The sequence below is a fragment of the Niallia sp. RD1 genome (genome assembly GCF_024219955.1).
GTDB lineage: Bacteria > Bacillota > Bacilli > Bacillales > Cytobacillaceae > Niallia > Niallia alba.
Window position 1 is genome coordinate 1,940,659 of sequence record NZ_CP100420.1, and the last position, 26,834, is coordinate 1,967,492.

At 37.9% G+C, this 26,834-nt stretch carries 20 protein-coding genes and 2 pseudogenes; 20 read left to right on the forward strand and 2 right to left on the reverse strand.

Annotated elements, in window-relative coordinates; translation table 11 throughout:
* The first annotated feature begins 57 nt into the window (after positions 1–57).
* The 9 genes from purC (at position 58) to purD (ending at position 10,066) form a co-directional block, all read left to right on the forward strand.
* Positions 58–777, forward strand: coding sequence for a phosphoribosylaminoimidazolesuccinocarboxamide synthase (gene purC, locus NKG37_RS09255; RefSeq protein WP_047944718.1), 720 nt, complete (start codon positions 58–60; stop codon positions 775–777).
* Positions 770–1,024, forward strand: coding sequence for a phosphoribosylformylglycinamidine synthase subunit PurS (gene purS / locus NKG37_RS09260; protein WP_047944717.1), 255 nt, complete (start codon positions 770–772; stop codon positions 1,022–1,024). The genes purC and purS overlap by 8 nt, the downstream gene beginning before the upstream one ends.
* Positions 1,021–1,707 carry a phosphoribosylformylglycinamidine synthase subunit PurQ gene (gene purQ, locus NKG37_RS09265; RefSeq protein WP_254416128.1) on the forward strand — a complete coding sequence of 229 codons (687 nt, stop codon included), beginning with the start codon at positions 1,021–1,023 and terminating at the stop codon, positions 1,705–1,707. The genes purS and purQ overlap by 4 nt, the downstream gene beginning before the upstream one ends.
* Positions 1,691–3,907: a phosphoribosylformylglycinamidine synthase subunit PurL gene (gene purL / locus NKG37_RS09270; protein WP_047944714.1), complete on the forward strand. Its 2,217-nt coding sequence runs from the start codon at positions 1,691–1,693 to the stop codon at positions 3,905–3,907. The genes purQ and purL overlap by 17 nt, the downstream gene beginning before the upstream one ends.
* Positions 3,892–5,304, forward strand: a complete 1,413-nt coding sequence (gene purF / locus NKG37_RS09275; RefSeq protein ID WP_254416129.1) for an amidophosphoribosyltransferase — start codon at positions 3,892–3,894, stop codon at positions 5,302–5,304. The genes purL and purF overlap by 16 nt, the downstream gene beginning before the upstream one ends.
* Before the next feature lie 87 nt (positions 5,305–5,391).
* Positions 5,392–6,423, forward strand: coding sequence for a phosphoribosylformylglycinamidine cyclo-ligase (gene purM / locus NKG37_RS09280; RefSeq protein WP_016205038.1), 1,032 nt, complete (start codon positions 5,392–5,394; stop codon positions 6,421–6,423).
* Positions 6,424–6,439: 16 nt separating this feature from the next.
* A complete protein-coding gene (purN, locus tag NKG37_RS09285) occupies positions 6,440–7,024 on the forward strand; it encodes a phosphoribosylglycinamide formyltransferase (RefSeq protein ID WP_016205039.1) in 585 nt (194 codons plus the stop codon).
* Positions 7,025–7,081: 57 nt separating this feature from the next.
* Positions 7,082–8,617 (forward strand): bifunctional phosphoribosylaminoimidazolecarboxamide formyltransferase/IMP cyclohydrolase, encoded by a 1,536-nt coding sequence (purH, locus tag NKG37_RS09290; RefSeq protein ID WP_169189596.1) that lies wholly within the window; start codon positions 7,082–7,084, stop codon positions 8,615–8,617.
* Positions 8,618–8,809: 192 nt separating this feature from the next.
* Positions 8,810–10,066, forward strand: a complete 1,257-nt coding sequence (purD, locus tag NKG37_RS09295; protein ID WP_224428161.1) for a phosphoribosylamine--glycine ligase — start codon at positions 8,810–8,812, stop codon at positions 10,064–10,066.
* A 357-nt stretch (positions 10,067–10,423) separates the two neighbouring features.
* On the opposite strand, the gene NKG37_RS09300 is transcribed toward purD, so the two are convergent.
* A complete protein-coding gene (locus NKG37_RS09300) occupies positions 10,424–11,308 on the reverse strand; it encodes an SDR family oxidoreductase (protein ID WP_016205041.1) in 885 nt (294 codons plus the stop codon).
* Positions 11,309–11,433: 125 nt separating this feature from the next.
* Complete coding sequence (locus NKG37_RS09305; protein WP_016205042.1) at positions 11,434–11,790, reverse strand: YgaP-like transmembrane domain; 357 nt, start codon at positions 11,788–11,790, stop codon at positions 11,434–11,436.
* A gap of 168 nt (positions 11,791–11,958) precedes the next feature.
* Here NKG37_RS09305 and NKG37_RS09310 point away from each other — a divergent pair, with 168 nt between their 5' ends.
* The 11 genes and pseudogenes from NKG37_RS09310 to NKG37_RS09360 all read left to right on the forward strand — a co-directional run bounded on the left by NKG37_RS09310 (position 11,959) and on the right by NKG37_RS09360 (position 26,795).
* Positions 11,959–13,701, forward strand: a complete 1,743-nt coding sequence (locus tag NKG37_RS09310; protein WP_224428162.1) for an adenine deaminase C-terminal domain-containing protein — start codon at positions 11,959–11,961, stop codon at positions 13,699–13,701.
* Positions 13,702–13,834: 133 nt separating this feature from the next.
* Positions 13,835–14,878 carry a DUF3048 domain-containing protein gene (locus NKG37_RS09315; protein ID WP_169187780.1) on the forward strand — a complete coding sequence of 348 codons (1,044 nt, stop codon included), beginning with the start codon at positions 13,835–13,837 and terminating at the stop codon, positions 14,876–14,878.
* A 201-nt stretch (positions 14,879–15,079) separates the two neighbouring features.
* On the forward strand, positions 15,080–15,394 hold the full coding sequence (locus NKG37_RS09320; protein WP_016205045.1) for a YerC/YecD family TrpR-related protein: 315 nt from the start codon (positions 15,080–15,082) through the stop codon (positions 15,392–15,394).
* Between the two features lie 1,104 nt (positions 15,395–16,498).
* Positions 16,499–17,191, forward strand: a complete 693-nt coding sequence (locus NKG37_RS09325; protein WP_101729556.1) for a heptaprenylglyceryl phosphate synthase — start codon at positions 16,499–16,501, stop codon at positions 17,189–17,191.
* A 54-nt stretch (positions 17,192–17,245) separates the two neighbouring features.
* Positions 17,246–17,929: pseudogene (locus tag NKG37_RS09330) on the forward strand (UvrD-helicase domain-containing protein); the annotation flags it as partial.
* A 746-nt stretch (positions 17,930–18,675) separates the two neighbouring features.
* A complete protein-coding gene (gene ltrA / locus NKG37_RS09335) occupies positions 18,676–20,556 on the forward strand; it encodes a group II intron reverse transcriptase/maturase (RefSeq protein ID WP_318010528.1) in 1,881 nt (626 codons plus the stop codon).
* 96 nt (positions 20,557–20,652) lie between these two features.
* A pseudogene (locus tag NKG37_RS09340) lies at positions 20,653–22,200 on the forward strand (3'-5' exonuclease); the annotation flags it as partial.
* Positions 22,201–22,220: 20 nt separating this feature from the next.
* Entirely contained in the window at positions 22,221–24,245 is a 2,025-nt protein-coding gene (gene ligA / locus NKG37_RS09345; protein ID WP_254416130.1) for an NAD-dependent DNA ligase LigA, read from the forward strand.
* A complete protein-coding gene (locus tag NKG37_RS09350) occupies positions 24,242–25,357 on the forward strand; it encodes a CamS family sex pheromone protein (RefSeq protein ID WP_016205049.1) in 1,116 nt (371 codons plus the stop codon). The genes ligA and NKG37_RS09350 overlap by 4 nt, the downstream gene beginning before the upstream one ends.
* A gap of 165 nt (positions 25,358–25,522) precedes the next feature.
* On the forward strand, positions 25,523–25,981 hold the full coding sequence (locus tag NKG37_RS09355) for a YueI family protein (protein ID WP_016205050.1): 459 nt from the start codon (positions 25,523–25,525) through the stop codon (positions 25,979–25,981).
* A gap of 385 nt (positions 25,982–26,366) precedes the next feature.
* Entirely contained in the window at positions 26,367–26,795 is a 429-nt protein-coding gene (locus NKG37_RS09360) for an organic hydroperoxide resistance protein (RefSeq protein WP_016205051.1), read from the forward strand.
* Positions 26,796–26,834 lie beyond the last annotated feature (39 nt).

Consider the following 26,834-nt stretch of genomic DNA (forward strand, 5'->3'; position numbering starts at 1 on the left):
TTACAAGTTAGAATTTTTCGTTTTATCCCTAATTTTTTTGATAAGGAGACTCTTCAAATGGAAAAGAGAGCTTTATTGTATGAAGGAAAAGCAAAAAGAGTGTATGAAACTTCGGATGAGAATATAGTTTGGCTGGAATATAAGGATTCCGCTACTGCCTTTAATGGAGAGAAGAAAGCAACTATTACAGGCAAAGGTCGATTAAATAATGAGATTACTAGTTTATTATTCTTAAAGTTAAAAGACTTTGGTATTCCATCGCATTTCGTGAAAAAATTGTCAGAAACAGAACAGCTTGTGAAAAAAGTAGACATTATTCCGTTAGAAGTAGTTGTTCGAAATTTAGCAGCAGGCAGTTTTTCAAAAAGATTAGGAATAAAAGAGGGGATTTCGTTATCAAAACCGCTAGTTGAGTTTTACTACAAAGATGATGCATTAGGTGACCCCATGATTACGGAGGACCATATCGAAGAATTAAAGCTTGCCTCAACAGAGGAAGTTGCCATTTTAAAGAAGAAGGCATTGGAAGTAAATGAAGTATTATGCAGGTTGTTTGGAGAATTGGGAATTAACCTAGTTGATTTTAAATTAGAATTTGGCAAAGACAAAGAGGGAAATGTTCTTCTTGCTGATGAAATTTCGCCAGATACATGCCGCCTTTGGGATAAAGAAACAAATGCGAAATTAGATAAAGATGTATTTCGCCGCGATTTAGGAAATTTAACAGATGCATATGAAAATATTTTAGCGAGACTAGGGGGAAGTCAATATGTTTAAGGTTAAAGTATATATCACATTAAGAGAAAGTGTATTAGATCCACAAGGAAATGCGGTAAAAGGATCCCTACATTCATTAAATTATAAACAAGTAGAAGATGTCCGTATCGGGAAGTACTTAGAATTAACGATTGATAAATCAGAACGAAATATCGATGAACTAGTGAAGGAAATGTGCGAAAAGTTACTTGCTAATACTGTGATTGAAGATTACCGCTATGAGGTGGAGGAGGTTGTTGCACAGTGAAGTTTGCAGTAATCGTATTTCCAGGGTCCAATTGTGATGTTGATATGTTCCATGCGGTGAAAGATGAGCTTGGGGAAGAAGTAGAATACGTATGGCATGATACAGACAGCTTAGAAGGCTTTGATGGAATTTTGCTGCCTGGGGGATTCTCATATGGTGACTATCTTCGTACAGGAGCAATTGCAAGATTCAGTAATGTAATGAAAGAAGTAGTGAAAGCAGCAGAAGCAGGCAAACCAGTTCTCGGTGCATGTAATGGATTCCAAATATTATTAGAAGCAGGTTTACTGCCTGGCGCAATGCGAAGAAATGAAAGCTTAAAGTTTATCTGTAAGCCAGTTGAACTGCAAGTAGTGAATAATCGTACAATGTTTTCTTCTGAATATGATGTAAATGAAGTAATCACAGTACCAATTGCGCATGGAGAAGGGAATTACTACTGTGATGAAAAAACATTAGCAAACTTAAAAGCAAACAACCAAATTGTCTTTACTTATAATGGTACAAATCCAAACGGAAGTTTAGAAAATATTGCGGGAATCACAAATGAAAAAGGAAATGTCCTTGGCATGATGCCACATCCAGAAAGAGCGGTAGATGAGCTATTAGGTGGAGCAGATGGTCTGAAAATATTTAAATCAATCGTTAGTCAGTGGAGGGAAGCAAATGTCGTTAATGCTTGAACCAAGTCCAGAACAAATTAAATCAGAAGAAATTTACAAACAAATGGGTGTGACGGATGAAGAGTTTGCGATGGTAGAAGGAATTCTTGGCCGTCTTCCTAACTATACGGAGATTGGGTTATTTTCTGTTATGTGGTCAGAACATTGCAGTTATAAAAATTCGAAGCCAGTATTAAGAAAATTCCCAACTACAGGATCTCAAGTGTTACAAGGGCCTGGCGAGGGTGCAGGAATTGTAGATATTGGCGATGGTCAAGCGGTTGCGTTTAAAATCGAGAGTCACAACCATCCATCTGCTATAGAACCATATCAAGGTGCTGCAACAGGCGTAGGTGGAATTATCCGTGATGTCTTCTCCATGGGAGCAAGACCAATTGCTATTCTTAACTCTTTACGCTTCGGTGAATTAGATAATGAACGGACAAAATATCTTTTTAGAGAAGTAGTTGCTGGAATTGCTGGCTATGGTAACTGTATAGGGATTCCAACAGTTGGTGGAGAAATTGCATTTGATGATTCCTATGCTGGAAATCCTCTTGTAAATGCGATGTGTGTTGGTTTAATTAATCATGAGGATATTAAAAAAGGCCAAGCGCATGGTGTCGGGAATACGGTGATGTATGTTGGAGCCAAAACAGGACGTGACGGTATTCATGGTGCGACATTTGCATCTGAGGAATTAACAGAGAACTCAGATGAAAAGCGTCCAGCAGTACAAGTTGGGGATCCATTTATGGAAAAGCTTCTTCTTGAAGCATGTCTTGAACTGATTCAATCAGATGCATTAGTTGGTATTCAGGATATGGGTGCTGCAGGACTGGCAAGCTCTAGTGCAGAAATGGCGAGTAAAGCCGGCTCTGGTATTGAAATGAATTTAGATTTAGTACCACAGCGTGAGACAGGAATGACTGCTTATGAAATGATGCTTTCTGAATCACAAGAACGTATGTTGATTGTCGTAAAAAAAGGAAGAGAACAAGAAATTAAAGATCTTTTCCATAAATATGATTTAGAAGCAGTAGCAATTGGTGTTGTAACAGATGATAAAATGCTTCGTCTTCTTCATAAAGGAGAAATAGTAGCAAATGTTCCTGCAGATGCTTTAGCAGAGGATGCTCCTGTCTATCATAAGCCATCTAGTGAACCAACATATTATCGCGAGTTCCAAGCAATGGAAAACTATATTCCTACCGTAAATAACTATGGAGAAACACTTCTTAATCTGTTAAAACAGCCTACAATTGCAAGCAAAGAGTGGGTTTATAATCAATATGACTATATGGTTCGTACGAATACAGTAGTGGCGCCAGGTTCTGATGCAGCTGTAGTACGTATTCGCGGAACGAAAAAGGCATTAGCGATGACAACGGACTGTAATGCAAGATACTTATACTTAGATCCAGAAACAGGCGGCAAGATTGCAGTAGCAGAAGCAGCACGTAATATTGTTTGTTCTGGGGCAGAACCACTTGCCATTACAGATAACTTAAATTTTGGAAATCCAGAGAAACCAGAGATTTTCTGGCAAATTGAAAAAGCGGCAGATGGAATCAGTGAAGCTTGCTTAGCTTTGAATGCACCAGTAATCGGCGGGAATGTCTCTTTATATAATGAAACAAATGGAACAGCTATCTATCCTACTCCTGTCATTGGCATGGTCGGATTAATAAAGGATACGAAAGACATTACTACACAAAGCTTTAAATCTGCTGGTGACTTAATTTATGTGCTCGGGGAAACAAAAGCAGAGTTTGGCGGAAGTGAGCTGCAAAAAATGCTTGAAGGAACTATTTCTGGCAAGGCACCTTCCTTAGATTTAGAGCTTGAAAAAACGTATCAGCAAGCAGTGCTGGAGGCAATTCGTGCAGGCGTTGTAGAATCTGCTCACGATTTAGCTGAAGGCGGGTTAGCAGTTGCTGTTGCGGAAAGCTTAATCAGCTCAAAAGGCTTAGGAGCAAAAGTAAATGTTACAGAAGATGCTGTAACAGCACTTTTTAGTGAATCACAATCACGTTTCTTGCTTTCAATTAAACCAGAAAACAAAGAGACTTTTGAAAAATTAGTTCCTGCTACACTAGTAGGAGAAGTTACAGATACAGCCGTTCTTACCATTAGCCAAGGGGAAACTATTCTAGTAAATGAGCAGGTTGATTCATTAACGAACGCCTGGAGAGGAGCAATTCCATGCTTGCTGAAATAAGAGGGTTAAATGAGGAATGTGGCATTTTTGGTGTCTGGGGACATGAGGATGCATCTCAATTGGCATATTATGGACTGCATAGCTTACAGCATCGTGGTCAAGAAGGCACTGGCATTGTAGCAACAGATGGTGAAAAATTAAAGGGAATCAAGGGAGAGGGATTAGTCTCTGAAATTTTCACGCAAGAAGCAATAAAAGAATTAAGTGGAAAAGCAGCAATAGGTCATGTGCGTTATGCAACAGCAGGAGGAGGAGGCTATGAAAATGTCCAGCCTCTTCTGTTCCACTTCCAAAGCGGAAGTATGGCACTTGCTCACAACGGAAACCTAGTAAATGCGACAGCTTTAAAAAGCCAGCTAGAAGCACAAGGAAGTATTTTTCAAACAAGCTCTGATACAGAGGTGCTTGCACATTTAATTAGAAGAGGCGGCTTTGCGGCTTTTAAGGAAAGAGTGAAAAATGCACTGACAATGATTAAAGGTGCCTATGCTTTTCTTATTTTAACGGAAACAGAATTAATGGTTGCCTTAGATCCAAATGGAATGCGTCCTCTTTCTTTAGGGAAATTAGGAGATGCTTATGTTGTTGCCTCAGAGACATGTGCCTTTGATGTGGTAGGAGCAGAGTTTATTCATGATATTTTACCAGGAGAACTTTTAATCATCGATGATAATGGCTTCCGTTCAGAGATGTTCTCTGTCGCTTCTAATATCGCAATGTGCACAATGGAATATGTCTATTTTTCTAGACCTGATAGTAATATCAATGGGATTAATGTTCATACAGCACGTAAAAATCTTGGGAAAAGATTAGCACTTGAAGCACCAATTGAAGCAGATGTAGTCACTGGAGTACCAGATTCTAGTATTTCTGCGGCAATCGGATATGCGGAAGCAACTGGCATTCCGTATGAGCTTGGATTGATTAAAAATCGCTATGTTGGTAGAACATTCATTCAACCTTCCCAATCTCTTCGTGAGCAAGGCGTTAAGATGAAGCTTTCTGCTGTTCGCGGAGTGGTAGAAGGAAAAAGAGTGATTATGGTCGATGATTCCATTGTTCGTGGAACCACGAGTAGACGTATTGTGACGATGTTAAGAGAAGCAGGAGCAACAGAAGTACATGTACTAATCAGTTCTCCACCAATTAAAAATCCTTGTTTCTATGGAATTGATACATCAACAAAAGAAGAGTTAATTGCATCAAAATATTCAGTAGAAGAACTTCGTGAAATAATTGGAGCTGATTCTCTTATCTTCTTAAGTACAGAAGGAATGATTGATGCGATTGGTCGTACAGATGATGGAGAAAATAGAGGGCATTGTTTAGCCTGCTTTACTGGTAAATACCCAACTGAAATTTATCCAAATGCTGATCACCCATATGAAAAGGTGTAAGAATACGGAACATAAAAAAAAGAAAAAGCGGCATGAGTAGATGTCGCTTTTCCATTGAATCAAAACAGACTTTTTAGGAGGCACAAAATGGCTGAGGCTTATAAACAAGCAGGAGTTAATATAGAGGCAGGCTATGAAGCAGTAACAAGAATGAAAAAGCATGTAAAAAAAACAATTCGTCCAGGCGTGATGGGTGGATTAGGCGGATTTGGGGGCATGTTCGATTTATCTGTTCTAAATTTGCAAAATCCTGTTTTAGTATCAGGAACAGATGGAGTAGGAACAAAGCTAATGCTCGCTTTTATGCTGGATAAGCATGACACGATTGGAATCGATGCTGTGGCAATGTGTGTAAACGATATTGTAGTCCAAGGAGCAGAACCTATCTATTTCCTTGACTATATTGCTTGTGGAAAAGCAGAGCCTAGTAAGATCGAGGCGATTGTCAAAGGAATTGCAGACGGGTGTGAACAAGCCGGATGTGCCTTGGTTGGCGGAGAAACAGCGGAGATGCCAGGAATGTATGAGGAGGAAGAATATGATTTAGCAGGCTTTGCTGTAGGAGCTTGTGAAAAGGCAAATCTGATAACTGGTGAAACAATTCAAGCAGGAGATGTCTTGATTGGTCTAGCTTCTAATGGAATTCATAGCAATGGCTACTCCCTTGTACGAAAATTATTTTTTGAACAAGCTAATATGTCTCTATCTGATTATATCGAAGAATTTGGTTGTACATTAGGAGAAGAATTAATCAAGCCGACTAGAATTTATGTCAAACCAGTTCTTTCTGCTCTAAAGGAATTTGATATTAAAGGTCTCGCTCATATTACCGGAGGCGGATTTATCGAAAATATTCCAAGAATGCTTCCAGAGGGATTTGGAATGGAATTGGATGAATCGAATTGGGAAGTCCCAGCTGTCTTTAAAAAAATGGAGAAAATCGGCGGGATTGACCGCAAGGAAATGTATAACATTTTTAATATGGGAACTGGAATGGTCCTTGCTGTTAGTAAAGAAGAAGAGGAACAAGTAATTGCTCATTTTACTCGTATTGGTGAAAAGGCTTATACAATCGGAAGAGTTACAGAGGATGGAGAAATAAAGATCATCCTCAAATAATGGTGGAGGAATGGAAATGAAGCGGATTGCTGTTTTTGCTTCTGGTAACGGATCGAACTTTCAGGCAATAGTAAATGCAGTAAAACGAAGCGAATTGAATGCTTCTATTACCCTATTAGTCTCTGATAAACCGGGAGCTTATGTTATTGATAGAGCGATGAAAGAAGAAATTCCCACCTTTGTTTTTGCAGCAAAGAATTATCAAGAAAAAGCAGACTACGAACGAGAAATTTTAAAACATCTAAAAACGAACAAGATTGACTTAATTGTTCTTGCAGGATATATGAGATTAGTAGGTGGTACGCTTTTACAAGCTTTTGCAGGAAAAATTATCAATATTCATCCGTCTCTTCTGCCAGCTTTTCCAGGTAAGGATGCAATTGGTCAAGCTTTAGAGGCAGGAGTTTCACAAACGGGCATTACGATTCATTATGTGGACGCGGGGATGGATACAGGACCAATTATAGCGCAAGAGGCAATTACTTTAACAGAAGAAGAAACAAGGGAAAGCATTCAGGAGAAAATCCAAGTATTGGAGCACCAACTATATCCAAAGGTAATCCAGCACTTGCTTTATAATAAAGAAGCTTTCCATCAATAGACGTACGGACATTATACTTAAGAAATTAACAGGCATGAAATATCAGGAGGAATAATGATGAAAAAAAGAGCGTTAATTAGTGTTTCTGATAAAACAGGTATTACAGATTTTGCAAAAGAGCTGCATGAATTAGGTTTTGAGTTGATTTCTACAGGTGGAACAAAAAAAGCCATTCAAGATAGTGGGATTCCTGTAATGAGTGTAAGTGAAGTCACTGGCTTTCCTGAAATTTTGGAAGGAAGAGTGAAAACTTTAAATCCGTATATTCATGGTGGCTTGCTTGCTAAATTTGATGAGCCTAGCCATGCTACACAATTAGAAGAACACAAAATTGACCCTATTCAAATCGTTTGTGTTAATTTATATCCTTTCCAACAAACGATTGCTAAGCCAGATGTAACAGTAGAAGATGCAATTGAAAATATTGACATCGGCGGACCAACAATGCTTCGTGCCTCGGCAAAGAATCATCAGTATGTATCAGTAGTGGTTGATCCTATTGATTACCAAACGGTTATTGCGGAATTAAAGCAAGATGGCGAAGTAGCTTTTGAAACAAGACGTAAACTTGCAGCGAAAGTATTCCGTCATACAGCTGCTTATGATGCGATGATTGCAGAATATATGACAGAACTTACGCAAGAGGAAACACCAGAGAAATTGACAGTTACATATGAACTAAAGCAATCTTTACGCTATGGAGAAAACCCGCATCAAAAGGCAGCATTTTACCGCAAGCCTCTAGGATCGGAATTTTCGATTGCAAACGCAACTCAATTACACGGAAAAGAACTCTCTTATAACAATATCAATGATGCAGATGCGGCCATTCAAATCGTTAAGGAGTTTACGGAACCTGCTGCTGTTGCTATCAAGCACAGTAATCCATGTGGGGTTGGAACAGGGAAAGATATTTTTACAGCTTTCTCTAAAGCATATGAAGCAGATCCAGTTTCTATCTTTGGTGGCATAATCGCATTAAATAGAGAAGTAAATGCTGAGACTGCAAAAAAATTACATGAAATTTTCTTAGAAATTGTCATTGCTCCTTCTTATTCTCAAGAGGCATTAGAAATTTTACAAGGAAAGAAAAATATTCGATTATTGACGATTCCTTTTGGAACAGGTAGCAGTAAAGAAATGAAGTTTACTTCTATTGAGGGTGGGTTATTAACACAGGATTTCGATCGCTATTCTTTAGACGATGCAGCGATTACGATTCCTACAGAGAAGAAACCTACAGAGGAAGAATGGGAAGCACTGAAGTTCGGTTGGAAAATCGTGAAGCATGTTAAATCAAATGCCATTGTAGTAAATAACAAAGAAATGACGCTAGGTGTTGGAGCAGGCCAGATGAATCGCGTCGGTTCTGCAAAAATTGCGTTAGAGCAGGCTGGCGAAAAAGCGACTGGAGCAGTGTTAGCGTCTGATGCATTTTTTCCAATGGATGACACCGTTGAAGCAGCAGCGAAAGCAGGAATCACAGCTATTATCCAAACGGGTGGAAGTATTCGTGATGAAGATTCAATCAAGAAGGCAAATGAATATGGAATTGCGATGGTATTGACAGGAGTAAGACATTTCAAACATTAATATCTTCAACTGTTTTAGATGAGATTGTTACTTTAGGAGAGGAAAGATTGAGAACCGATAGACTCAGTCTCCTCTCCGCGGAAGCAAGTGTCTGTAGCGTAATGGAACGGAATTGTTCTTACCGTTAACTGACTGGATGAAAACAACAGAGTATACGAAAACAGCTATATCTTTAAGCTTGGGGGATACGTGATGAATGTACTTGTTATTGGCCGTGGTGGTCGGGAGCACGCGATTTGTACAAAGGTAAGCGAAAGTGACAAAGTAGAAACAGTTTTTGTAGCGCCAGGAAATGTCGGAATGAACGATGTGGCAGAACGAATTGCAATAAAGGAAACGGAGGTAGCGAAATTAGTTGATTTTGCCCAAACGCAAAAAATTGATTTAACCATTGTTGGTCCTGAAGTACCGTTACTTCTTGGTGTAGTAGATCAATTTCAAGCTGCTGGCTTAAAAGTATTTGGTCCGAATCAACGTGCTGCTGAAATAGAAGGAAGTAAATCCTTTGCCAAAGATTTAATGAAGAAATACCATATTCCAACTGGAGAATACCAAACTTTTTCTGATTATGAGGCAGCGAAAGCATATATTGAGGAAAAAGGTGCACCAATTGTTATTAAAGCAGATGGACTAGCAGCAGGGAAAGGTGTAACTGTTGCAATGAATATGGAAGATGCACTAGCTAGCATAAAGGACATGCTTGTTGGTGAAAAATTCGGCAGCGCTTCTGCAACCGTTGTTATTGAGGAATTTTTAGCTGGTGAAGAATTCTCCTTAATGTCGTTTGTGAATGGAGAAACGGTGATTCCATTGGAAATTGCTCAAGATCATAAACGTGCCTTTGATGGAGACAAAGGGCCGAATACAGGGGGAATGGGTGCATATTCCCCTGTCCCGCACATTGATCAGAAAATCGTACAAACAGCCATTGAGACAATTGTGAAGCCAACTGCAAAAGCGATGATGGAAGAAGGCAGAACATTTACAGGCATTTTATATGCTGGCTTAATCGTGACAGACAAAGGTCCAAAGGTAATTGAGTTTAATGCAAGACTAGGGGACCCGGAAACACAAGTTATTTTACCGCGAATGAAGTCTGATCTTGTAGAAGTTATCTTATCAGTATTAAATGGAGAAACGCCAACTATTGAATGGTATGAAGAGGATATGATAGGTGTCGTCATTGCATCAAAAGGCTATCCAGATGCTTATGAAAAAGGCGCTGTTATTCAAGGTTTAGATAGAATGGAAGATGTCTCTATTTTTCATGCAGGAACGAACCTTAATGAAGATGGTGCATTTACAACAGATGGTGGACGCGTTTTGTTAGTTGCCGCGAAAAGCAAGACATTAAAAAATGCCCAGGATAAAGTCTATAAAGAACTAGAGAAATTAGAAAGCGATGGCGTTTTCTATCGTAAGGATATTGGATTTAAAGCAATTAAATAGGAGATGTCCCTGTATGTGGCACTTTATTGGTGATTGCATATGGGGATTTTTTTGTTGTTTTTGATAATTCAGTGCCCGAAAGTATGAAAAACAAAAGCAACGTAACAGGGAGGGCTCCTCAGTACCCGTAAGCATGAAAAACAAAAGCAAAAGGTAACAGAGAGGGCTCCTCAGTGCCCGTAAGCATGAAAAACAAAAGCAAAAGGTAACAGAGAGAGCCCCTCAATGCCCGAAAGCACGAAAAACAAAAGCAAAAGGTAACAGAGAGAGCCCCTAAGTGCCCAAAAGCATGAAAAATAAAAGCAATAGGCAATAGAGAGAGGAACTCCCACTATCAGTAACAACTGGAAGACAGGATTAAGCTAATTCAATTCCACCTGTTATACCATATATTTGGGCAGTCACATAGCTAGACTCATCGGATGCTAGAAATACATAAATGCTCGATAGTTCAACTGGCTGACCAGCACGTTTTAATGGCGCTTGTTGACCGAATGTTGGGATGGCTTCACTTGGCTGGCCACCAGTAATTTGTAAGGCCGTCCAAATTGGGCCTGGTGCTACAGAGTTTACGCGGATTCCTTTAGATGCTAATTGTTTGGCAAGTCCACGAGTAAAGCCATTGATAGCAAATTTGGATGGTGCATAATCTAATAGGTTCGGACTAGGGTTATAGCCTTGAACAGAGGTAGTTGTAATGATAGAAGAACCTTTTGGTAAGTATGGTAGCGCTGCTTTTACTACCCAGTATAAAGAGAATACATTTACTTCGAATGTTTTACGAAGCTGTTCTGTTGAAAGCTCCATAATATCATCGACCGCTTGTTGCTTTCCTGCAACTAAGGCTAATACGTCGAGTCCATCTAGCTCATTATAGGCTTTGTCCACTAATTCTTTACAAAAACTTTCATCACTTAAATCTCCAGGTATTAGAACAGCCTTTCGCCCTTCTGCTTCAACTAATTTTTGTACCTCATCAGCATCCTCTTGTTCTTCAGGCAGATAGTTAATCGCTACATCAGCACCTTCGCGGGCATAGGCAATGGCAGCTGCACGGCCAATTCCGGAATCACCACCGGTTACTAGTATTTTTCGGTTCTTTAATTTTCCAGATCCTTTGTAGCTTGTTTCTCCACAGTCAGGTTGTGGATTCATTTTAGCTTGTACACCGGGAGGCTCTTGATATTGTTTTGGAAATTCCTCTGTATAGTATAAATCTAATGGATTTTTCGGATTTGTCATTGTTAACAGCTCCTTCTTTCATTTGTGTTATTGAATTTACCACGTTAAGCCATTCCTAAACCTATTGATTACATGCAAAAAAGGGCTACCCGAATATAGGTATTGGATCGCCCTTTACTAATTACTTATTTTTTCATATCATCTGGGGAAAAGATTTTCTCTGGACTAAATTGTTCCATTATATTTTCCACTTCCATAGTGGAGGAAGAATCTTTTTTCTCATTATGATGGGATTCCGTATGGGAACTGTTTTTATGTTGAACTTTAGGCATGATGGTGTCCTTTTTTTCATAAAGAGCAACTACCGGGCAATAGCGGACAATTCCTTCAGCGATTTTCATTCCAGCAAGCAATGCTATCAGAAAGTAGGATTGTCTATATGGCTTCCTCGACATCTTGGCAGTACTCCATGCGAGAAATGCAAAGCCGCAAGCAATGCGAATCAGCGCGTTAATTAAACTTATATTTTGTTTTGGATTCATAAGTTTCGGTCCTCCTACATAAATTTAACAAAACGGTAATATGTTTTCCTATTTTATATGGTAAAATAATGTTAATCTTCGGGAATTACCTGCAAATTCCCAGTCATTTAAAGAAAACTCGCTACATTTTTATATACATGAGACAGATATGAAAAGGGAGGAAGCGTAGTGTTAGCTCAGCGATATCGATGGAAAAACAAAGTTTTGCGTGACCATGTATCCATTTTGAATGGTGAAAAATCCCCCACAGTGGTTCTAATAAATGCCACTTATTTAAATCAGATTTTACGCAAGTGGCTTATAGCGAATATATGGATTTATCAAGATAGAATCATTTATGTGGGCAATGATATGCCAAAACGAATGGATCAAGCAGAAGTTGTTGATTGCACAGATTTCTTTTTAGTTCCAGGATACATGGAACCACATGCGCATCCTTTTCAAATTTATAATCCCCTAACCTTAGCTCAATATACATCACAATTTGGAACAACTATACATGTGAATGACAACCTAGTTTTGGCTATGCAGTTAGAAAAAAAGAAAGCGTTTACTTTTTTGGAGTTTATGAAAGAGATACCTTCCACCATTTTATGGTGGAGTAGATATGATGCTCAAACAGAACTAAATGAGGAAGAACAAGTCTTTTCCCATGGGAATGTGAAAAGCTGGCTGGAGCATGATGCGGTTATTCAAGGTGGAGAATTAACGGGATGGCCAAAGCTTTTAGATGGTGACGATATGATGCTTCATTGGATGCAGGAGACAAAACGATTAAGAAAACGAATCGAAGGACATTTTCCAGGTGCATCTGAGAAAACCTTAGCAAAATTAATGCTACTAGGAGTAGATAGTGATCATGAAGCGATGACAGGAAAAGAAGTGCTAAATCGTTTACTTCAAGGATATAAAGTAAGCCTTCGTTACTCTTCTATTCGGCCAGATTTACCAAAATTATTAACCGAAATTAAAGAATTAGGAATTGATCAGTATGATTATTTTATGTTAACAACAGACGGATCACCATCTTCTTTTTATGAAAATGGGCATATTGATCAATTAATTCAAATAGCAATGAATCATGTTCCAGTAATAGACGCCTATAATATGGCAACCATTAATATTGCAAAATATCATGGGATTGAACATATGCATGGAAATATTGCAACAGGTAGGGTGGCAAATATCAATTTCCTTCAGGATATAAATAATCCAACGCCTGTCTCAGTATTAGCAAAAGGAATTTGGGTGAAAAAAGATGGAAAGGCAATAAAAGAAGCATATCCAACCGTTGATTGGCAGCAATTTGACTTAAGTCCGTTAGATATAAAGTGGAGTGTTAATAGCCTTGATATGCAATTTTCGATGCCATTTGGAATTAGCTTGGAGAATGCGGTCATTACAAAACCATATTCCATCTCTATAAATGTCTCTGATGTTATTCTGACAGAGGAACATGATGAATGTTATTTTATGCTGCTCGATCGAGAAGGAGAATGGCGAATAAACACTTTATTAAAAGGATTTACAAATAAAATTGGAGGAATGGCTAGTTCTTATACTGGGGATGGAGATATTGTTTTGTTAGGAAAAAGTCAGGCAGATATGATAACTGCATTTGAACGATTAAAAGAGATAGGTGGAGGAATTGTACTAGTGAAAAATGGCAAGGTAGATATTGAAATTCCATTGCCATTACGAGGTATGATGGCTTCTATGCCAATGGCAGAACTTATTGAAAAAGAAAAGGAATTGTTGGAATACATTAAAGACAAGGGCTATCAATATGAGGATCCAATTTATACGATTGTATTTTTTACCTCTACCCATTTACCATATATTCGAATAACACAAAAAGGATTATATGATGTAATGAATAAAAATGTACTCTTTCCAGCGATAATGCGTTAAAATATAAAAGAGTCCCATTGTTTAATTAGAATATTCTGATATATTTAATAAGTAAAGATCTGCTCCCTAAAAGGGAGTAGGTTTTAAAGTCACAAAGCATTCCGTTGTGTCGATTGAAAAATAGGAGGGGACTATGAAGAAAAGTTTGTTTGTTTTTCTATTTCTGCTTCTTACCTTAACTGCTTGTAATGATGAACCAAAGGATGTAAGCAATCATAATGGTAATCAAACTGGAAATGGCGTCAAAGATGATCAAGGGCTAGAAGATCTTGCTACTTTGTATCCACTTACTGGGTTGCCTAGCAACACCGAAAGTACAGACCGTGCAGTTACTGTTATGATTAATAATCATCCTGATGCGAGACCCCAAACAGGACTTACAGATGCAGATATTGTGTATGAATTATTAGCAGAAGGGGAAGTCACTCGTTTTCTAGCGGTTTATCAAAGTTATAAGCCTAAGGTAGTTGGTCCAGTCCGTAGTTCCCGAGATTATTATATCGAGCTAGCAAAGGGGTATAATAGCTTGTATATTGCCCATGGATATAGTCCGGAAGCGAAAAAGCTACTTACTAACGGTTATATTGATAATTTAAATGGGATGGAGTATGATGGAACCCTCTTTAAAAGGTCTTCTGCCCGAGTTGCTCCTCATAATTCTTACATAAGCTTTGCCAATATTGAGAAGGGCGCAAAGGCAAATAATTATTCGCTCACAGGGGCACCAGAACCTTTACTATTTCTAAAAGCAACAGAGTTAGAGGCGATGGAGGGAGAAGAGGCAAAATCGGTTAGTATTAATTATGGTAAAAACCCAAGTTTTAATTCGCAGTTTATCTATGACGAAGATGCACAGAAATATATTCGTTTTTCAAATGGAGAACAAACGGTAGATAATGAAACAAATGCATCTGTTGCAGTTGATAATGTTTTTATTGTAGAGACTAGCCATAAGGTAGTTGACAATAAAGGAAGAAAAGAAATTGATTTAACATCTGGCGGCCAGGCTTATTTATTGCAGCATGGCAAATGGCAAGAGGTTAATTGGAAAAATATAGACGGACGCATTCTCCCATTTAAAGGAGACAAACAGGTTGGATTTGTACCTGGGAAGACTTGGATTAATATTATTCCTTCTACTCCTGGACTAAAGGATGCTGTTATATGGAAAGAATGATTGACTATTTAAAAAGTCAGTTTTCTAAAAGATTATTGTTGGTTAACAATAGAAAAAATTTAGATTAATACGGAGTAGACAGAATACATGTAGACTTCCATGGAAAGCGAAGTGTATTCTGTCTGCGGGTTTATAAAAACTGTTTTTAAAACAATAAAGCTTATTCATTAAAAGAGTCAAAAGAAAAAATGGAGGTTTCCTATGCAAATTGATAAATTAAGAGGAAGAGAATTGGATCAGTTATTTAAATCTATTCTTTCCCTCGAAACATTGGAAGAATGCTATCAGTTTTTTGATGATTTATGTACGGTGAACGAAATTCAATCATTATCACAACGGTTAGAAGTTGCAAGGATGCTTCGAGAAGGCAATACGTATCACACGATTGAAAAAGAAACGGGTGCAAGTACTGCAACTATTTCTCGTGTAAAACGTTGCTTAAATTATGGAAACGATGCATACGAATTAGCACTATCACGTATTAAGGAAGAAGAACCGACAAAAGCAGAAGAATAAGAATTAAGGATTGTCCTAAATAAGAGATTTAATCACAAGATAATATGTACGTAGCTAACGACGAGCCTCGCTACCTCCTATTACTTGAAGATTTCTCTTTTTGGACAGTCCTTTTTTTGTCCCACTCTTAACGGCCAGTAAGCCTCCTGCCTCAAGCTTATGAAAATACGAGGAAGATAAGAGGGAGAGCAACTGTCCGTAAAGGTCCGATTGGTTCAACTAACTATCAGTGGGGGAGGAAGGAACCCCACTGATAGAAGTTTCACTTTATCCCACTCTTAACGGCCAGTAAGCCTCCTGCCTCAAGCTTATGAAAATACGAGGAAGATAGGAGGGAGAGCAACTGTCCGTAAAGGTCCGATTGGTTCAACTAACTATCAGTGGGGGAGAAAGGAACCCCACTGATAGAAGTTTCACTTTATCCCACTCTTAACGGCCAGTAAGCCTCCTGTCTCAAGCTTATGAAAATACGAGGAAGATAGGAGGGAGAGCAACTGTCCGTAAAGGTCCGATTGGTTCAACTAACTATCAGTGGGGAGGAAGGAACCCCACTGATAGAAGTTTCACTTTATCCCACTCTTAACGGCCAGTAAGCCTCCCGCCTCAAGCTTATGAGAATACGAGGAAGATAGGAGGGAGAGCAACTGTCCGTAAAGGTCCGATTGGTTCAACTAACCATCAGTGGGAGAAGAAGGAAAACCCCCACTGATGAAAGTTTCACTTTATTGGGAAATTAACCTTTTCTAGAAGAAATCTAAATATATTTACTTTGTTAAAAATGAAACAATCGAGAATTCCTTTTCGTCCAATAGTAAAAAGAGAGGTTCCCTCCTATTCTTTTTAAGAGTTGAAAAAGAATAGGTTTTGGAAGTTAATTTGGTGTTTAACTCCGATCCCCAGGTGCTGATGGGCTTTCTGACCATTCACCGTGTTTCCTTTATTTCAGACGATACCATTCCCGTTTGTATGGCGGTAAGCAAGGTGTTTGCCCTTTTCTAATGTTTATGAAATATTTACAAGCAATTAAACAGAAGGATTTCTTTTTTGATGGAATATCTAATGCTATAATGAAATGATGTAATGGTTAGAATGGAGGAAGTTTGCATGTATGATGTGCGCGAATGGCGTCATGTATTTAAATTAGACCCAAATAAGGATATCTCTGATGAGGCACTTGATAGTTTATGTGAATCTGGTACAGATGCAATCATCATTGGTGGAACGGATGGTATTACGTTAGATAATGTACTAAACCTAATGGCTCGTGTCCGTCGTTACACGGTTCCTTGTATATTAGAAGTGTCAACAATAGATTCGGTTTCACCCGGATTTGATTTATATTTTATTCCTACAGTTTTAAATAGTACTGATACAAAATGGATTACTGGTCTTCATCATGAAGCAGTAAAAGAATATGGAGAACTAATGGATTGGGATGAATTCTTAATCCAAGGTTATTGTGTGTTAAATAAAGACTGTAAAGCAGCGAAGTTAACGAGTGCGAAAATGGATTTATCCGAAGAGGACGTTGCTGCATATGCATTGATGGCAGAGAAAATGTTTCATTTGCCTATTTTTTATCTGGAATACAGTGGAGCCTATGGTGACCCTTCGTTTGTAAAGGCAGCTAAAAGTCAGTTGAACGAAACGGTACTGTTTTATGGTGGAGGAATTGAAACGCTAGAACAAGCAGAGGAAATGGGAAACTATGCAGATGTCGTGGTAGTCGGAAATATTATTTACAAAGATTTATCTGCTGCATTGCGTACTGTTGAAATAAAAAAGAGCAATCGTTGAATATACAATAAATCTAAGTTAAAATAGAATATATGTTCTTATGGTGGTGAAAAGATGCAATTTTTAACAGATAAAATATTAAATGGATTAAACCCTGAACAGAAGGAAGCTGTTAAAGCAACAGATGGCCCTTTGTTAATTATGGCTGGAGCGGGAAGTGGAAAAACTCGAGTTTTAACACAGAGAATTGCTTATCTTATGGTGGAAAAGGGAGTGAATCCATACAATATCTTGGCAATTACGTTTACAAATAAAGCAGCAAAGGAAATGCGTCAGAGGATTGCAGCTGTTTTAGGTGGCGCAAGTGAAGATATATGGATATCAACCTTTCACTCTATGTGTGTACGCATTTTAAGAAAAGATATTGATCGAATTGGCTATAACCGGAATTTTACGATATTGGATACAACAGATCAGCAGTCTGTTATTAAAGGTATATTGAAAGACCGAAATATTGATCCGAAGAAATATGATCCCCGTGCTATTCTAGCAAGTATTAGTTCTTCAAAGAATGAACTCGTTACTCCAGAAGAATTTGCGAAGACTGCAGGCGATTACTTCTCACAAATTGTTAGTGATGTATATACAGAGTATCAAAGACGTTTACGCAAAAACCAAGCGTTAGATTTCGATGATTTAATTATGCAGACAATCCATCTTTTTCAAAGAGTACCAGAAGTGTTGGAATACTATCAGCGTAAATTTCAATATATTCATGTGGATGAGTATCAGGATAGTGCGACACGTTGCTAATTGAAAAGATTAGCCACTAGCTTAAAGCTAGGAGAACTAAGAATCTGAAGAGTCGAATGATGGGGTAACGCCCTGAAAGGCTCGCCTAATCCTCCGAATAGCGTTCAGGTGGTGCAAAACACTTGAAGGTTATAAGCTCGGTGAAGTCGGTTGAAGGTCATCCTAACGAGAAAGACGAGGAAAGCTCTCTGGAGGCAGAGGGTATGGCTGATAGACCGGGGTTCTACAAGATAGTCTATGGTGAGAAATTAGATGTCACAGCCATCTATTGACGAAATTCCGAATGTACGGCTCTAGAGGTATAGCTATTCGAAATGGATAGTCCCGCATGTCGGGGTTAGTGAGGTAGAGTAAAATTTGTCTTTATGAAATACCTTATGGTGTTACAGGCACCATCCAGCTAACAGGGCTAGAGGAATCACCTACGGATTGTGAATGAATAGATAGGATTCTTGGAACGTGGTAAGCCGATAACGTGGAGAGTTTGCACTCTATGAAGCGGTAGCAGGGAAAGCATATATGTCGAAAGTGTATATGTATAACCTCTTTTATGTCGGTGAAGGTAATGGCACAGTACCAAAGAAACTGTGATAACAAACAGTGGAGGGATAGCCATTAGTCAACTGTTAGAAGACGACATTATTATCACAGAAATTTCAGGTTCGAGTATGACTAAGAGAAATGAAAGCTGAAATTACAAACCCAATTTGGGAATGTAAAGAGGTGAGTAATTGACTGAAACCCATGCAAAGCCGAAGGAGTTAAAAAGTCAAAAGCTGAGAAACAATGAGTATTACAACACGCAAGACATGTTTGACCAGTTATATCAGCTAAGTTCGGAAGGAAAAACTTTTAATAAGTTATATGAATTAGTTGTAAACCCTGCAAATGTTAAACTTGCTTTTCGTAACATCAAGAAAAACAAGGGAAGTAAGACAGCAGGAGTGAATCAAAACACTATATTCGAAATCGGACTTAGAAGCCCTGATATGCTTGTACAATATGTTAAAAATCGCCTAGATGATTATAAACCTCATAAAGTGAAACGTAAGGAAATCCAAAAGCCAAATGGCGGCATTCGTCCTTTAGGAATTCCTACTATTGAAGATAGACTTATTCAACAATGCTTATTACAAGTTCTTGAACCTATATGCGAGGCTCGCTTTCATAAACATAGCTATGGATTCAGACCTCATCGGAGTCAAATCCACGCATATTCAAGGGCTGTAACATTAGCAAACAAAAACAAACTACATTATGTAGTAGATGTTGATATTAAAGGTTTCTTCGATAACGTTGATCATGGGAAGTTGCTTAAACAACTATGGACAATTGGAATTAGGGATAAACGTATTCTTTCGATTATAAGTAAGATGCTCAAAGCTGAGGTTAAAGGAATTGGGAAACCTACTAAGGGAACTCCACAGGGAGGAATTCTTTCTCCGTTACTTTCAAATGTAGTATTGAATGAATTCGACTGGTGGATAAGTAATCAGTGGGAAACATTTAAGACGAGAAAGGATTACACAAAGATACGTGTAATTGGTGGAAAACAGCGGTTTGACCAAACGGTGAAATACGCCACCCTTAAAAGGTATACCAAGTTAAAGGAAATGTTTATTGTAAGATATGCAGATGACTTTAAAATCTTTTGTCGAGACCACAAAACCGCATTTATTATATTTGAATCTTCTAAGCAGTGGTTAAAGGAAAGATTAGGCCTTGAAATCAGCAATGAGAAATCGAGAGTAGTCAATTTACGTAAGAACTATTCGGAGTTTCTAGGGTTTAAGTTCAAAGTAGTTCCAAAAGGCAAAAAGCGTGTTGTTAAATCGCATATGACAGATAAATCACGACGCAAGGTAATTGAGAAAATAAAAACAAAAGCTGAATTTATTCGAAGAAAACCGAATAAGGCTGAAGTAACTAAATTTAACTCAACTATCTTGGGAATTCACAATTATTATCGGTATGCGACACATACGACAAAGGATTTCAGTGAAATTTCTTACTCAGTCAAACGAATCCTGTATAACAAGCTTAAAAAAGCAAAGAGTTCAAAGGGAGTTATCACACCATTCTTTCAAAAAGCATATAAAGATTATCTTAATAAAAAGAAATTCTTTGCGTGTGGCATGATTTTATTCCCGATAGATGGGGTGAAACACAAAAGCCCTTTGAACTTTACTCAGGAGAAAAACTCTTATACCGAAAGTGGACGAATCTTGGTTCACAATAGCCAAGAGGCTGTACCACCGATCATGGTACATTATTTGATGGAAAACCCAATAAAATCGGAGAGTATGGAATACAATGACAATCGACTCTCAAAATATATTGCTCAATTAGGTAAATGTGCAATAACACGTAAAGATTTAATCATTGGGGAAATGGAACTCCATCATAAAAAGCCTAGAAATAAAGGTGGAACGGACGCTTATCAAAACCTTATATTTATATGTAAGGAAGTCCATAAGTTAATCCATGCGGTAAAGGAAAGCGCCATTAATAAGTACCTTAATGTACTGAATCTTAATGAAGAACAACTGAGTAAAGTTAACGCTCTTCGTAAAAAAGTGGGCAACTGTGTAATTGATAATGTAACGAGCTAGTAGTTGATGGGGCGCCGTATGAGGTGAAAGTCTCACGTACGGTGCTAAGCGGGGGAAAAGATGGAGATTACTTCAAAGTCTTACCTATCGCAACCGAATAGATCGCAATATATGCTTGTAAAGCTTCTAGCAAGCAGATTCCGCAATCTATGTGTAGTGGGTGATTCCGATCAGTCCATTTATGCATGGCGTGGTGCTGATATTTCAAACATCCTTTCTTTTGAAAAGGATTATCCGAATGCAAAAGTAGTTATGTTGGAACAAAACTACCGTTCCACAAAACGCATTCTTCAGGCTGCAAATCAGGTAATTGCTAATAATTCTGGTCGTAAAGATAAAAACTTATGGACAGAAAATGAAGATGGCAACAAGATTTACTATTACCGAGCGGATAGTGAGCAAGGGGAAGCACAATTTGTTATCGGGAAAATTCAAGAATTAAGAAGAGAAAGTTCCCTTAATTTATCAGATATAGCTATACTTTATCGTACGAACGCACAATCCCGTGTAATGGAGGAAATGCTTCTTAAGTCAAATATTGAATATTCGATTGTTGGAGGTATAAAGTTCTACGATAGAAAGGAAATTAAGGATACGCTTGCTTATCTACGTTTAATTGCTAATCCTGATGATGATATTAGTTTCCAAAGGGTAATCAATGTTCCTAAACGTGGAATTGGATCTAGCTCGGTTGATAAGATTGCGAATTTCGCAGCAATGCATGATATGTCCATGTATCAAGCATTAGAAGCTGTTGAATTAATTGGCTTAAGTCCCAAGATTACAAAGGCTGCGAGTGAATTCCGTGATTTGATTCAAAATTACACGAGAATGCAGGAATATTTATCTGTGACAGAGCTAGTTGAAGAAGTTATCGATAAATCTGGATATGTAGACATGTTAAAAGCAGAAAAATCGATTGAAGCGCAAAGCAGATTAGAAAATATTGAAGAATTTATGTCAGTATCGAAGAACTTTGAAGAAGCAAACGATGATAAATCATTAATTGCTTTCTTAACAGATCTAGCATTGGTTGCTGATATTGATAAATTAGATGAAGATGGAAAACAAGCAGATTCTGTTGTTTTAATGACGCTGCACTCAGCAAAAGGTTTAGAATTCCCAATAGTTTTCTTAATCGGCTTGGAAGAAGGCGTATTCCCTCATTCCCGTTCTTTAATGGAAGAAACGGAAATGGAAGAGGAACGCCGCCTTGCATATGTAGGGATTACACGGGCAGAGAAGCAATTATATTTGACAAATGCGCAGATGAGAACGTTATTTGGACGTACTAATATGAATCCACCATCTCGCTTTGTTAAAGAAATTCCGGAAGATTTACTAGAAGGTCTAAGTCCAGTTAACAATCGACAAAGAATGGCTCCATCACAAAGTGGAACTCGAAACTCCTATGTGCAACAACAGCCAACAAGAAAGGCTGTTATTCGTCCTGCTACTGTTGCTACAGGTGGAGAAGGGATTGGATGGAATATAGGAGACAAAGCTGTTCATGGAAAATGGGGTACTGGTACGGTTGTTAGTGTAAAAGGAGAAGGCGATTCAAAAGAGCTAGACATTGCTTTTCCTAGTCCAGTAGGCATTAAAAGACTATTGGCCAAATTTGCACCGATTCAAAAAGGATAAGGAAGAAAGGAAAAGGGTATATGGAACAAAACCTTGCAGAAAAGCGAGTAAAAGAGCTGCATAATTTATTAAATCAATATGGGTATGAATATTATGTTCTGGATAATCCTTCTGTTCCTGATGCAGAATACGACGCATTATTAAATGAATTGATTCGTTTGGAAGAACAATTTCCAAGCTTAAAAACCAATGAATCACCATCCCAGCGAATTGGTGGAGAAATATTGGATATGTTCTCAAAGGTTCAACATCGAAAACCAATGTTGAGCCTAGGGAACGCATTTAATGAGGCGGATTTACGCGATTTTGATCGGAAGGTCCGCGCGGTTATCGGCGATAATTTTTCGTACGTTTGTGAATTAAAAATAGATGGACTTGCTGTTTCTCTTCGATATGAAAATGGTTTATTTGAGCAAGGCGCAACAAGAGGGGATGGAACGACTGGTGAAGATATTACAGCCAACCTAAAAACGATTCGTTCCATTCCTCTTCGCTTAAATCAACCGGTGAGTTTAGAAGTTCGTGGAGAGGCATTTATGCCGAAAAAATCATTCGAGGCTCTTAATAAAATAAAAGACGAAACTGGGGAAGAACCATTTGCAAATCCTCGAAACGCTGCAGCAGGTTCTTTACGCCAATTAGATCCACGAATCGCTGCATCACGTAATCTGGATGTTTTTCTTTATGCAATCGGAGATGTGGGTGAGACTGGTGTCCAATCACATAGCGAAGGTCTTGATTTATTAGATACACTTGGTTTTAAGACGAACAAAGAAAGAAAAAAATGTACAACGATTGATGATGTTATACAGTACATCGACAGCTGGCAGGACAAACGTCCACACTTGCCATATGAAATAGATGGTATTGTTATAAAAGTAGACAATTTAGCTCATCAAGAGCAGCTTGGAACAACAGTGAAAAGTCCGAGATGGGCAATAGCTTATAAATTCCCAGCAGAAGAAGTAATGACAAAGCTTCTTAATATTGAACTAAATGTCGGTAGAACCGGTGTTGTAACACCAACAGCATTACTAGAACCAGTAAAAGTTGCTGGGACAACAGTGAAAAGGGCTTCTTTACACAACGAGGACCTCATACGTGAGAAAGATATTAGACTTGGTGACACGGTAATTGTCAAAAAAGCCGGCGATATTATTCCAGAAGTAGTGAATGTTCTAGTGGAAAAAAGAACTGGAGAAGAAGTAGAGTTTCTAATGCCTACTCATTGTCCGGAATGCGCTAGTGAACTTGTCCGTTTAGAAGGAGAAGTGGCATTACGCTGTATCAATCCAAAATGTCCAGCGCAAATCAGGGAAGGCTTAATTCATTTTGTCTCTAGAAATGCAATGAATATAGATGGACTTGGTGAACGAGTAATAAGCCAATTATTTTCTGAAAAATTAATTGAAGATGTTGCCGATTTATACACATTGGAATTTGAACGATTGATTCAATTAGAAAGAATGGGCGAAAAGTCTGTTAATAATTTATTACAGGCAATTGCGAATTCAAAACAAAATTCCCTTGAAAGGCTATTATTTGGCTTAGGGATTAGACATGTGGGAGCAAAAGCAGCAAAAACGATTGCGATGGAGTTCAAACATATGGATCAGCTTATGGTAGCAACCAAAGAGGATTTAACAGCCATTAATGAAATTGGGGAAAAAATGGCTGATTCCATCGTCACTTTTTTCGAACAGGAAGAAGTATTGGAATTAATTACGGAGTTAAAAGCTTATGGCGTTAATATGGAATATACAGGTCCATTACCAGTACCGACAGAAGAGGCAGATTCCGTCTTTGCTGGCAAAACAATCGTTTTAACTGGAAAGTTAGAACAACTTTCTCGTAATGAAGCAAAAGAACAAATCGAATTACTTGGTGGGAAAATAACAGGAAGTGTAAGCAAGAAAACAGATTTGGTTATTGCAGGAGAAGATGCAGGCAGCAAACTAACAAAAGCAGAGCAACTTGGTATTGAAGTTTGGGATGAGGAAAGACTTATGGAAGAATTGAAAAATAAAGGTGTGTTTAATGAATGAAAAAACACGTGATGATGTTATTGGTACTAGTATTGATCCTATCAGCTTGTGCACCAAACTTTAATAAAGAAGAAAAAGTAAAGACAGAAGATGTAGATAGTAATACAACAGAAACGGCCATCCTGCCAAACTATAAAATCTCCGACGATTATTATAAGGTGGTTGTTCCATTTAAAGCCTCTGAAGCAAGGGGATTAGTTGTTAATAATTTAAATACACGCTATGATATTGCCGAATTTGAAACAGGCTTAATGCGAATAGCACAAAATGCCTATGACCCAGAAAAATACTTCTTCCAAGAAGGGCAGTATTTAGATCGTACTTTGATTTCAAATTGGCTGGGGAGAAAATCAAGTAAGAATGCTGAAGGCTTAAATCCAGCTGGCAAGGAAAACGGAAAAGAGCCTATTTATTTAGCCCATATACTGGAGCATGATTACTTAGTGAAAACCGATGATAATAGTTTGAAGCTTGGTGGAATATCAATTGGTTTAGCTATGAATTCTGTCTATTCCTATGAAGAAAAGGGAGCGGCAAAAGAACTTAAACTAGATCGAACAAAGCTTGAAAAAGAAGGAAAGAAAATTGCAGCAGAAGTAGTAAAAAGAATTAGAGAGGTGGAAGGACTTGAACAGGTTCCAATCATTATTTCTCTTTTTGAACAAAAAGAAAGCTCTTCTGTTGTACCTGGAAACTTCTTTGCTTACTCAAAAGTTGCAGGAAACAGCAAAAGTATAGGTGACTGGGAAAGCATTAATGAAAAATATGTATTATTCCCAAGCTCAGATACAAAATATAAATCAGAAGTTGACTCGTTTTCTTATTTTAAACAAGATATAGAAAAGTATTTTCCAAACTTTAACGGTGTGGTAGGAAGAGCCTTCTATGTTAATGATAAAATGCAGAATTTAAGTATCGAGATCCCAATTCAGTTTTATGGAGAAGCAGAGGCGCTCGGCTTCACCCAATTTGTAGCGGGGAAGGTTATGGAACATTTTCCACCAAATAATAATTCCTCTGTACAGGTTAGTATTACTTCTGTATACGGTCCAGAATCATTAATTGTTCGTGATGTTGATGCAGACGAACCGTATATTCATATTTATCAGTAATGACAAGAGAGAGTGCTAGGCATTATGCTCCCCATTCAAAGAGGGAAAGTAATGCTTGTCCTCTTTTTTTGTATAATGACTAAAAATTTTCAAAAGATACAAGGTTTTTTATAAGCAGAGTAGAGTATAGTATGGAAGAGGAATCTATTTGAAGGAGTTGTGAGTATGTCGTCAAACCCTAACTTAGATGATTATATGCAAAAGGGCATGTACGGAGCAAAGGAAACGAAGCCAGAGGAACGTAGAAAATTTCTTGGTACCCTTAGAGAAAGAGTGGTGGTTGCATTAAACCAGTCACAAGTAATTGAACCATCACTCTATGAAGAGATAACAAATGCTATGAAAAAAAATAGTGGAGCAAAATTATATTTAAATGGCCATTTAGACTATTCATACTTATCCAAGTACATCAAGGAAGCGAATCAAGTACACATGGAATATACGATTGTCACTAATAAAGATGCAGATAGTGATATAGGTTTATTAATTGCGTACGATCATGCGATAAATACAGAAAATATTTATGTAGGCCAACAAAAAACAGATGATATAGAAGCAGAAACTTTCAAAGAGAATAACAAAAAGGGATTATTTACGACGATTGGAAAATGGTTTAGTAAATAAGGAAATGCTCAAAAGGAGAAATCTTTTTGGGCTTTTTTATTAGGGGATATCTAAAAATTAATTATTTGGAAAAACTGAGCAGTATGAATACACGTAGATTTCTGTAGCCTCAGGGAAAGCGAAGTGTATTCAGGCTGCGTGCAATAGCACCAAACTTTACGAAAATAGCCTTTAATGATGGAGGGAAGTTGTTGTAAGTAATTAATTAATCTATCTCGAGTTATTTGGAGCGTAAGTTAAGGGGCATATTTTTGGTGACATAGGCATGTTTATTTTTCTTTAAAAAGGTAATTTAAAAAAAGAGTACAAAATATTTGTTTTGTAAAATTAAATTGTGTACAATGTGTGTAGTGGTAAAAATAATATATTATTGGAGGAATGAATGATGAGCGATACAATACTTACGACATCTGTTACAGCAACTGGAGGAAGAGAAGGTAGAGTAGAATCTGAAGATTATGTTATTCAATTTGATACAGCTATGCCAGGCACGCAAAGAGCAAAGGAATTAGAGGATGCAACAAATCCTGAGCAATTATTTGCAGCAGGGTATGCAGCTTGTTTTGACGGAGCATTACAATTAATGGCACAAAAAGAAAAAGTGAAATTCGAATCAGAAACGACTGCAAGTGTTAGTTTACTTAAAGACGAAACAGATCAAGGATTCAAATTAAGTGTGAAATTATCTGTAAAAGGAACTGGGATTGAAAAGACCGTTCTAGAGGATCTTGTACACAAGGCGCATAATTTCTGTCCATACTCTAAAGCAACAAGAGGAAATATTGATGTCCAATTAGAAGTTGTTACAGCTTAATAAGATAAAAGAGAGCAGAAGGAGGTTGGATATTCCTTC